Source organism: Pseudomonas sp. SDO52101_S400 (assembly GCF_054071635.1).
Window position 1 is genome coordinate 22982 of sequence record NZ_JBSVWF010000064.1, and the last position, 9474, is coordinate 32455.

General features: G+C 60.4%; 10 protein-coding genes. 4 read left to right on the top strand and 6 right to left on the bottom strand.

Annotated features, from left to right (window positions below):
- Window positions 1-12: 12 nt before the first annotated feature.
- Window positions 13-888: a LysR family transcriptional regulator gene (locus ACW9HX_RS24910; protein WP_457382621.1), complete on the top strand. Its 876-nt coding sequence runs from the start codon at window positions 13-15 to the stop codon at window positions 886-888.
- On the opposite strand, the gene gudD is transcribed toward ACW9HX_RS24910, so the two are convergent.
- Window positions 885-2228 carry a glucarate dehydratase gene (gudD, locus tag ACW9HX_RS24915; protein ID WP_457382622.1) on the bottom strand — a complete coding sequence of 448 codons (1344 nt, stop codon included), beginning with the start codon at window positions 2226-2228 and terminating at the stop codon, window positions 885-887. The genes ACW9HX_RS24910 and gudD overlap by 4 nt on opposite strands.
- 23 nt (window positions 2229-2251) lie before the next feature.
- Window positions 2252-3598 carry an MFS transporter gene (locus ACW9HX_RS24920; RefSeq protein WP_457382623.1) on the bottom strand — a complete coding sequence of 449 codons (1347 nt, stop codon included), beginning with the start codon at window positions 3596-3598 and terminating at the stop codon, window positions 2252-2254.
- Between the two features lie 365 nt (window positions 3599-3963).
- Here ACW9HX_RS24920 and ACW9HX_RS24925 point away from each other — a divergent pair, with 365 nt between their 5' ends.
- Complete coding sequence (locus tag ACW9HX_RS24925) at window positions 3964-4677, top strand: FadR/GntR family transcriptional regulator (RefSeq protein WP_457382624.1); 714 nt, start codon at window positions 3964-3966, stop codon at window positions 4675-4677.
- A 28-nt stretch (window positions 4678-4705) separates the two neighbouring features.
- Here the strand turns inward: ACW9HX_RS24925 and trhP are convergent, their stop codons facing one another.
- A complete protein-coding gene (trhP, locus tag ACW9HX_RS24930) occupies window positions 4706-6034 on the bottom strand; it encodes a prephenate-dependent tRNA uridine(34) hydroxylase TrhP (RefSeq protein WP_457382625.1) in 1329 nt (442 codons plus the stop codon).
- 156 nt (window positions 6035-6190) lie between these two features.
- On the opposite strand from trhP, the gene ACW9HX_RS24935 reads away from it, so the two are divergent.
- Window positions 6191-7252 carry an AI-2E family transporter gene (locus ACW9HX_RS24935; RefSeq protein WP_457382626.1) on the top strand — a complete coding sequence of 354 codons (1062 nt, stop codon included), beginning with the start codon at window positions 6191-6193 and terminating at the stop codon, window positions 7250-7252.
- Here ACW9HX_RS24935 and ACW9HX_RS24940 read toward each other — a convergent pair.
- From ACW9HX_RS24940 to ACW9HX_RS24950, 3 genes are all read right to left on the bottom strand, one after another.
- On the bottom strand, window positions 7249-7431 hold the full coding sequence (locus ACW9HX_RS24940; protein WP_096822349.1) for a hypothetical protein: 183 nt from the start codon (window positions 7429-7431) through the stop codon (window positions 7249-7251). The two genes, ACW9HX_RS24935 and ACW9HX_RS24940, sit on opposite strands and share 4 nt — an antisense overlap.
- Before the next feature lie 102 nt (window positions 7432-7533).
- Entirely contained in the window at window positions 7534-7728 is a 195-nt protein-coding gene (locus ACW9HX_RS24945) for a hypothetical protein (protein WP_085712486.1), read from the bottom strand.
- A 245-nt stretch (window positions 7729-7973) separates the two neighbouring features.
- Window positions 7974-8324, bottom strand: a complete 351-nt coding sequence (locus ACW9HX_RS24950) for a hypothetical protein (RefSeq protein WP_096822348.1) — start codon at window positions 8322-8324, stop codon at window positions 7974-7976.
- Window positions 8325-8578: 254 nt separating this feature from the next.
- On the opposite strand from ACW9HX_RS24950, the gene ACW9HX_RS24955 reads away from it, so the two are divergent.
- Window positions 8579-9397 (top strand): shikimate 5-dehydrogenase, encoded by an 819-nt coding sequence (locus tag ACW9HX_RS24955; RefSeq protein ID WP_457382627.1) that lies wholly within the window; start codon window positions 8579-8581, stop codon window positions 9395-9397.
- Window positions 9398-9474 lie beyond the last annotated feature (77 nt).

Consider the following 9474-nt stretch of genomic DNA (forward strand, 5'->3'; position numbering starts at 1 on the left):
TTGGGACTTGGCATGATTCGACCTCAATTGCCTTTGAATGCATTGCGCGCCTTTGAAGCTTCTGCGCGTCATTTGAGCTTCACTCGCGCCGCCGTGGAGCTGTGCGTGACTCAAGCCGCCGTCAGCCATCAGGTCAAAAGCCTGGAGGCGCAACTCGGCGTGATCCTGTTCAAACGCCTGCCCCGTGGGCTGATGCTGACCGGCGAAGGCGAAACCCTGCTGCCGGTGCTGACTACGTCGTTCGATCATATCGCGCAGATGCTCGAGCGTCTGGCGGGCGGTCAGTATCGGGAAATGCTCACGGTCGGCGCGGTGGGCACTTTCGCGGTGGGCTGGTTGTTGCCGAGGCTGGCGGACTTCCAGGCGAAACATCCGCTCATAGATTTGCGGCTGTCGACCAACAACAATCGGGTGGACGTCGCCGCTGAAGGGCTGGATTACGCGATCCGGTTTGGCGCCGGGGCGTGGCACGGTATCGAGGCGACCCGTTTGCTGGAGGCGCCGTTGTCGGTGCTGTGCGTGCCGGAAATCGCCCGGCAGTTGCACGCGCCGGGGGATCTTTTGCAGCAGCGTTTGCTGCGTTCCTATCGCACCGATGAGTGGCCGGAATGGTTTCACGCGGCGGGGCTGGCGACCCATGCCGCGCCGCCCCAGAGCATCGTGTTCGACTCGTCGCTGGCGATGATGGAGGCGGCGTTGCAGGGCGGCGGGGTGGCTCTGGCGCCGCCGTTGATGTTTGCCCGGCAACTGGCGGCGGACCTGATCCGCCAACCCTTTGCCATCGAAATCACCACCGGCAGCTATTGGCTGACGCGGCTGCAGTCACGGCCCGAGACGTCGGCGATGGCAGCGTTCAAGCACTGGTTGCTGGAGGCTGTTCAGGCTTAACGCACCAGACATGGCTTCTTGTTATCGAACGTCCACCCCGGAATCAGAAACTGCATCGCCACACTGTCATCCCGCGCACCCAGCCCCATGCCTTTATAGAGTTCGTGGGCCTTGGCGACCTGATCCATGTCCAGTTCCACGCCCAGCCCCGGCTTCTTCGGCACCTGAACGCAGCCGTCGACGATTTGCAGCGGTGCCCTGGTCAGGCGCTGGCCGTCCTGCCAGATCCAGTGGGTGTCGATGGCGGTGATATCGCCCGGCGCGGCCGCCGCGACGTGGGTGAACATCGCCAGGGAAATGTCGAAATGGTTGTTGGAGTGCGAGCCCCAAGTCAGGCCCCATTCGTGACACATCTGTGCCACCCTCACAGAGCCCTGCATCGTCCAGAAGTGTGGGTCGGCCAGCGGGATGTCCACCGACTGCAACTGAATCGCGTGGCCCATTTCGCGCCAGTCGGTGGCGATCATGTTGGTGGCGGTTTTCAGCCCGGTGGCGCGGCGGAATTCGGCCATCACTTCACGGCCCGAATAGCCGTTTTCCGCACCGCACGGGTCTTCGGCGTAGGCCAGCACATGATGTTGATCACGGCACAAGCGAATTGCCTCTTTCAGTGACCATGCACCGTTCGGATCGAGGGTAATGCGGGCGTCGGGGAAGCGCTCGGCCAGTGCGGTCACCGCTTCGATTTCGGCATCGCCGCTGAGTACGCCGCCCTTGAGCTTGAAGTCCTTGAAGCCATAGCGCGAATGGGCCGCCTCGGCCAGACGCACCACGGCGTCGGCGGTCATGGCTTTCTCGTGACGCACGCGGAACCAGTCGTTGTCGGCATCCGGTTCGCTGCGATAGGCGAGGTCGGTCTCCCTGCGATCGCCCACGTAGAACAGATAACCGAGCATCTTCACTTCATCGCGTTGCTGACCTTCGCCGAGCAATGCTGCCACCGGCACGTCGAGGTGCTGGCCGAGCAGGTCGAGCAGGGCGGCTTCCAGGCCGGTGACCGCGTGAATGGTGATGCGCAGGTCGAAGGTCTGCAGGCCGCGGCCGCCGGCATCGCGGTCGGCGAACGTCTGGCGCACCTGGTTGAGGATCTTCTGATAAGTGCCGATCGGACTGCCGACCACCAGGCTGCGGGCGTCTTCGAGGGTCTGGCGGATGCGTTCGCCGCCGGGCACTTCACCGACGCCGGTGTGGCCGGCGTTGTCCTTGAGGATGACGATATTGCGGGTGAAAAACGGCCCGTGGGCACCGCTCAGGTTGAGCAGCATGCCGTCGTGGCCGGCCACCGGAATGACTTGCATCTCGGTGATGATCGGGGCTTTGGCGATGTCGTGTGCGGTCATGTGTGGTTGTCCTTTCAGCGGATTCAGGCGTGTTTCGGCGCGGCATCGGCCACGGCGACGTCAGGTGCGGATTTGGGTGTCATGCGGGCGGCGAACACGATGATCGCGGCGATGATCGAGGTCGCGGCCAGACCATAGAGGCCGCCCTGGATCGAACCGGTGTGCTCCTCCAGCAAGCCGAAGGTTGTCGGGGCGACGAAGCCGCCGAGGTTGCCCACCGAGTTGATCAGCGCGATCACGGCGGCGGCAATCCGCGCATCGAGATAGGCCTGCGGAATCGGCCAGAACAATGACGAAGCAGATTTGAAACCCAGTGCGGCAAAGCAGATCGCCACGAAGGCGAAAATCGGCCCGCCAGTGGTGGACATGAACATTCCCGCCGCAGCGATCAACAGCGCTGTGGCCACCCATGCCTGCTGGTGTTTCCACTTCGCCGAGAACGAGGCGAACGCGTACATGCCGATGATCGACAGCAGCCACGGAATCGAGTTGAACAAGCCGACCTGGAAGTCGCTCATCTCGCCCATCTTCTTGATGATGCTCGGCAGCCAGAAAGTCGCGGCGTAGATGGTCAATTGAATGAAGAAGTAGATCAGGCAGAACAGGATGATCTGGCGATCCTTGAGCAGTTTGCCCAGCGACGGCTTGATCGGGGTTGCGGCTTCGCGGGCCTTCTGTTCATCGTCGATGGCTTTGACCAGCGCGTCCTGTTCGGCGCGGGTCAGCCACTTGGCGTCGTGGGGCTTGGCGTCGAGCCAGAACCAGACGAACACGCACAGGCCGACCGAGAACATCCCTTCAATGAAATACATCCATTGCCAGCCATGCAGGCCCAGACCCTCGATCTGCAACAGCAATCCTGACAAAGGGCCGGAAATCAGCGAGGCCACGGCCGAACCGCTGAGGAAGATCGCAATCGCCTTGCCGCGCTCGGCCCCCGGCAACCAGCGGGTGAAGTAGTAGATCACCCCGGGAAAGAATCCGGCCTCGGCCACGCCGAGCAGAAAACGCAGGATGTAGAAGTGGGTTTCGTTCTGGATGAACGCCATGCCGGCGGCCACCAGACCCCAGGTGAGCATGATGCGGGTCAACCAGATTCGCGCTCCGACCTTTTGCAGCAGCATGTTGGAGGGGACTTCGAACAGCGCGTAACCGATGAAGAACAGACCGGCACCGAAACCGTAGGCCGCGGCACCGATGCCGAGGTCGTGTTCCATGTGGGTGCGGACGAAGCCGATGTTCACCCGGTCAATGTAATTGACGATGAACATGATCACGAACAGCGGCAGGACGTGGCGTTTGACTTTGGCAATGGCGGAGGACAGCACGGAATCGGCGCCCTCGTTCATCCCGGCAATGGATGATTTCACTTGGTTTTCTCCCACTCGTTATTTTTATGCGGGGTGTGGCTGGGTGCTGCGTTGTTGATAGACATCATACAACTAGATTTTTTTGTCCTACAAGCGGGAGTGCTCAATCAAATTTGTCTACGGGGAACGGTGTTTATGCTTTTTAAGATTTAAAGTGCCGTATTTGCTGGGTTTTAGAGAGATTTTATTCAGCGTCCTACAGAGGGTGTGGCCAGCGATTGTGGGATGGTTGCTCGATGTAGTCGAAGCTTTTCCGGCTAAAACCTGTTGTTGTCATACAAGTTAAAGGCTTCAAATCATAGGAGCTCATACAAGTCATGGCCTGCAGTGCTACGATCGGTCTGCCCCGATCACCGGAACCGACCATGCAAGAAGACCTCGACGCTCCCGCCCGTAAACGCGCGCACAACCTGGCCCATGACCTGGTGGAAAAACTGACCCAAAGCATCCTGCTCGGTCAGATGCTGCCCGGTGACAAGCTGCCCTCGGAAAACTCGATCGTTCAGGAGCACGGCGTCAGCCGCACCGTGGTGCGCGAGGCGATTTCAAAGTTGCAGGCGTCGGGGCTGGTGGAAACGCGGCACGGCATCGGCACGTTCGTGATCGAGCGCGCACCGGAGCAGGGGTTGCGGCTGAATGTCGACACCGCGCTGGGCGTGCGCAGCATTCTCGAATTACGCATGGGACTGGAGACGCAAGCGGCGGCACTGGCCGCGCAACGTCGTAGCGAACAACAACTGGTGCAGATGCGTCAGGCGCTGGACGACTACCAGCGCCTGTTGGCCAACAACGACAGTTGCGTCGAGGCCGACCGACGCTTTCACTTATTGATTGCCGAAGCCACCGGCAATGTTTGCTTCACCGAGATCATGCAGCACCTGGGCAGCGCGATGATTCCGCGCACCCGGGTCAACGCGGCCGAACGCGGGGCGGTGGACTTGAGCAAGCTCGGGCAACTGGCGAATCTGGAGCATGAGGCGATCCTCAACGCGATCAAGCGTCAGGATCCGGATGCGGCGCGTGCGGCGATGTGGCTGCACCTGACCAACAGTCGCGACCGGTTTTCAGCCACGAACTGAAGCTGCTGGTCCGTTCGATAGCGCGGGTCTAAACAGCGCCGATATCGCGCATCAACAATCCGAAGCGCAAATCCACCGCATCCGGAATCGGCAGGTACACCGTGTGCCCGTCCCCCGGCGCCACATCGATGGCTTCACCCTTGAGGCTCTGCAGTTCATGCAGATCAAAGTGGAAGTTGCCCTTGGGCGTCATCAATTCCAGATGATCGCCGAGGGCAAAGCGGTTCTTCACCTTGACCTCGGCCAGACGATCCCGGCGCTCGCCGGTCAGCTCGCCAACAAACTGCTGACGCTCCGACACCGAGCTGCCGTTCTGGTAGTTCTGGTATTCGTCATGCACGTGCCGGCGCAGGAAGCCTTCGGTGTAGCCGCGCTGGGCGAGGGATTCCAGATCGGTCATCAGGCTGCGGTCGAATTCGCGACCGGCCACCGCGTCGTCAATGGCCCGGCGGTAGACCTGAGTGGTGCGTGCACAATAGAAATGCGATTTGGTCCGGCCTTCGATCTTCAGCGAGTGCACGCCCATGCGGGTCAGGCGCTCGACGTGCTGCACGGCGCGCAGATCCTTGGCGTTCATGATGTAGGTGCCGTGTTCGTCTTCGAAGGCCGGCATCATCTCGCCGGGACGATTGGCTTCCTGCAGCAGGAACACCTGATCGGTGGGGGCGCCGAGGCCGAGGGTTGGTTGTGGTTCGAAGGTCTTCACGATCTCGCCGAGCTGGTTTTCGGTGGCTTCCTGCGCCGAATATTTCCAGCGGCAGGCGTTGGTACAAGTGCCCTGATTGGCGTCGCGCTTGTTCATGTAGCCCGAAAGCAGGCAGCGGCCGGAATAGGCCATGCACAACGCGCCATGGACGAACACTTCCAGCTCCATGCCCGGCACCTGTTCGCGGATTTCGCCGATCTCTTCCAGCGACAGTTCCCGGGACAGGATGATCCGGCTCAGCCCCTGTTGCTGCCAGAATTCGACGCTCGCCCAGTTCACCGTGTTGGCCTGCACCGACAGGTGAATCGGCATCTGCGGAAAATGCCGGCGCACCAGCATGATCAGGCCGGGGTCGGACATGATCAGGGCGTCCGGGGCCATGTCGATCACCGGCGCCAGGTCCTTGAGGAAGGTCTTGAGCTTGGCGTTGTGCGGCGCGATGTTGACCACCACGTAGAAACGCTTGCCCTGTGCCTGTGCTTCACGAATGCCGAGGGCGAGGTTGGCATGGTCGAATTCGTTGTTGCGCACCCGCAGGCTGTAGCGCGGCTGGCCGGCGTAGACCGCATCGGCGCCGTAGGCGAAGGCGTAGCGCATGTTTTTCAGGGTGCCGGCAGGGGCGAGCAGTTCCGGGGTGAAGGAGGGCGTCATGGTGGTGTCAGTCGCAAAAGCGCGGGAGGGTAAACGAGGCGCGACGAGGGTTTATTGATCTGGATCTATGCTCCATGAACAAAGATGGCACTCGCGCGGGCGTGGGCTGACTAAGTTGGGCGGGTGCGCGTGGCGCCTGACTGACATGGACCGGACATGAACCAAAAGAGTCTGCAATTCAAATCCCTCACCGTGCTGCTGCTTCTGGTGACGGTGGCTTTCATCTGGATCCTGCTGCCGTTCTACGGCGCGGTGTTCTGGGCGGTGATCCTCGGCATTGTGTTCGCGCCGATGCAGCGCCGGTTGCAGCAGAAATTCGGCTGGCAACGCAACCTCACTTCACTGTGTACCTTGAGTGTCTGTCTGGTGATCGCGATCCTGCCGGTGATCATCCTGAGTGTGTTGCTGGTGCAGGAGGGCGCGACGCTCTACGACAACATCGAAAGCGGCAAGCTCGATATCGGCGCGTATCTGGCGCAGTTCAAGCACAGCCTGCCGCCGTACTTTCAGCATCTGCTCGACCGCTTCGGCATGGGTGAGCTCAATGCCTTGCGCGAGAAAATCGTCAAGACCGCCATGCAGGGCAGTCAGGCGCTGGCGACCCAGGCGTTCAGCTTCGGCCAGGGCACGTTCGATTTCGTCGTGAGTTTTTTCATCATGTTGTACTTGCTGTTCTTCTTTCTGCGCGATGGCGCCGAACTCGCGCGCAAGGTGCGCACGGCGGTGCCGCTGGAAGAACATCACAAACGTCGCCTGCAACTGAAATTCAATCGGGTGGTGCGCGCCACGGTCAAAGGCAATCTGCTGGTGGCCATCACCCAGGGCGCGTTGGGCGGGGCTATTTTCTGGTTTCTCGACATCCCCAGCGCGTTGCTCTGGGCGGTGTTGATGGCGTTTCTGTCGCTTTTACCGGCGGTAGGCGCGGGGATCGTCTGGGCGCCGGTGGCGGTTTACTTCCTGCTCAGCGGGATGATCTGGCAAGGCGTAGTGCTGGGGTTGTTCGGGGTGTTCGTGATCGGCCTGGTAGATAACGTGCTGCGTCCGGTGCTGGTGGGCAAAGACACTCGCATGCCGGACTACATGATCCTGATCTCGACGCTGGGCGGAATGGCGGTGTTCGGTCTCAACGGTTTCGTGATCGGGCCGCTGATCGCTGCATTATTCATGTCGAGCTGGGCACTGTTCGTCGAAACCAAACCGAAGGTGCAGTTGCCCTAAGCCTTGAACGGGCCGTTGATCAATCGTTGCGACAACGCCTGGGCGGCCGGCAGTGAAGTGAGCGGGCCGCTGACCGGCTCGCCGTCGCGCACCAGATACCAGCAGGCCAGCAGCCCCATCTCTCTGAGCGATGCGGGAACGGCGCTGCCGATAACGGACATGATTTGAACCTGAGCCATGAGAAGTACCTCCATCAATCTATGGAGCTACCTTAGGGACTCGTCCGTTTCAGGGACAATCAACGCTTTCGATAGTGGACATTGATGCCAGTGAGGGCTGGCTCAATCCACCACTTGATCGAGCATGTGCACGATTTCGTGCTCGTTGAGCAAACCCTTGCGCACCAGGTTTTCTGCCAGCAGCGACACAAACTTCGCCGTGCGATGGCCTTCCAGGTGCTTGAGCTCGGTCAGTGCGTTGTACACCTTGCTCGAGGTGCATAAACCGACGATGCGGTGCGGATTCTGTGTTGGCATTCCAGTCGTCCTTGTTTTTATCAACCTGTTGTTTGCGGACGGATTCAGATTGCGGTTCCGTCATGACAAATAGATGACCGTTTTGTGTTTTGCCCCCGACGGTCATGTCCATCATGCCGACTTTAATGGTTCAAACTGTCCTCACAGCGACCTTGGCGAGATTTTTTCAGACTTTGTCCGACAGACGGCACCCTTTATCCAAGGCAAGAAAAAGCCCCGCTGAATAGCGGGGCTTTGTGTTTCTGTTACCAGCGCGGGCCGCCGTAGTAGTGCGGACGACCGTAATAGCCGTGCGGAGGGCCGTAATACACCGGGGCCGGTTGCACGTAGACCGGTTGCTGTACGTAAACCGGGGCCGGCTGGTAGTAGACCGGTGGTGGCGGTTGTTGCACGTACACCGGTGCCGGTTGAGCGTAAACAGGCTGTTGAACATACACCGGCCGATCCTGGTTGATGAGCGCCGAGCCGATGATGGCCGAGCCGACGATCGCACCAAATACCGCCGGGCCCTGCCAGCCACCGCCATGGGCTTCTGCCTGACCTGTGATAGCGCATGCACCGATCAACAAGGCCACGATGGGGAGTTTACGAATCATGATAAATCCTCGGTTCTTCGACCCGGCGTCCAGGCCTGCAACAGGCTCGGGATGGCGCGGGGATACTTCTATGACAGCAACATTTGGAAAAACAGCACGGCGGCTGGGTAAATTTTGTGTAAGGTCTGTACCGGATTGCTTACCGGGTTTCAGGCAACGGCTGTGATGCCCGGAACAGACCGCCTTATGATCGTTCAGAACCTGATGGTCTGGCTAATCCCGTCCATCCGAAAGTGCATTAGAAGGAGACTCCCATGCAGATGAACCCCAACAAAGACACCCAACTGTGCATGTCCCTGTCTGGGCGTCCCGGGAATTTCGGTCTGCGTTTTCATAACCATCTGTACGAGCAACTGGGCCTGAATTTTTATTACAAGGCGTTCAGCAGCCAGGATCTGCCGGGTGCCGTCGGCGGGATTCGTGCGCTGGGCATTCGTGGTTGCGGGGTGTCGATGCCGTTCAAGGAAGCCAGCATTGCGCTGGTCGATGAGCTGGATGCGTCGGCGGCAGCGATCCAGTCGATCAACACCATCGTCAACACCAACGGCCATCTCAAGGCCTACAACACCGATTACATTGCCATCGCCCAGTTGCTGGAAACCCACGCGGTGCCGAAGGACTCGACTTTCGCCCTGCGCGGCAGCGGCGGTATGGCCAAGGCTGTGGCCAGTGCCTTGCGCGACGGCGGTTACAAAAACGGTCTGATCGTGGCCCGAAATGAACGCGCAGGGCGTGCACTGGCCGATTCCCTGGGCTATCGCTGGCAGGCGGAACTGGGCGAGGAGCGCCCGCAGATGCTGATCAATGTGACGCCGGTCGGCATGGACGGTGGCCCGGAAGCAGGGCAGCTGGCATTCGAGGTGGATGTGATCAAATCTGCCGACACCGTGTTCGATGTGGTGGCGATCCCCTCGGAAACCCCGCTGATCGTGCGCGGTCGTGCTGAAGGCAAAAAAGTGATCACCGGGCTGGAAGTGATCGCGATCCAGGCGCTGGAGCAGTTCGTGCTGTACACCGGCGTGCGGCCGACGGTCGAGCAGTTTGACGCGGCGGTGGCGTTTGCCCGTAGCTAAAGAGCTTGGGTCGTGCGGTGTCTGACCGGGCCTTTTCGCGAGCAAGCCCGCTCCCACATTGAAATGCATTTCCCCTG

What these genes read in the sequence shown, in the direction of transcription:
- ACW9HX_RS24910 (WP_457382621.1), top strand. Translation starts at nt 13, where the DNA reads ATGATTCGACCTCAATTGCCTTTGAATGCATTGCGCGCCTTTGAAGCT.
- gudD (WP_457382622.1), bottom strand. Translation starts at nt 2,228, where the DNA reads ATGACCGCACACGACATCGCCAAAGCCCCGATCATCACCGAGATGCAA.
- ACW9HX_RS24925 (WP_457382624.1), top strand. Translation starts at nt 3,964, where the DNA reads ATGCAAGAAGACCTCGACGCTCCCGCCCGTAAACGCGCGCACAACCTG.
- trhP (WP_457382625.1), bottom strand. Translation starts at nt 6,034, where the DNA reads ATGACGCCCTCCTTCACCCCGGAACTGCTCGCCCCTGCCGGCACCCTG.
- ACW9HX_RS24935 (WP_457382626.1), top strand. Translation starts at nt 6,191, where the DNA reads ATGAACCAAAAGAGTCTGCAATTCAAATCCCTCACCGTGCTGCTGCTT.
- ACW9HX_RS24940 (WP_096822349.1), bottom strand. Translation starts at nt 7,431, where the DNA reads ATGGCTCAGGTTCAAATCATGTCCGTTATCGGCAGCGCCGTTCCCGCA.
- ACW9HX_RS24945 (WP_085712486.1), bottom strand. Translation starts at nt 7,728, where the DNA reads ATGCCAACACAGAATCCGCACCGCATCGTCGGTTTATGCACCTCGAGC.
- ACW9HX_RS24950 (WP_096822348.1), bottom strand. Translation starts at nt 8,324, where the DNA reads ATGATTCGTAAACTCCCCATCGTGGCCTTGTTGATCGGTGCATGCGCT.
- ACW9HX_RS24955 (WP_457382627.1), top strand. Translation starts at nt 8,579, where the DNA reads ATGCAGATGAACCCCAACAAAGACACCCAACTGTGCATGTCCCTGTCT.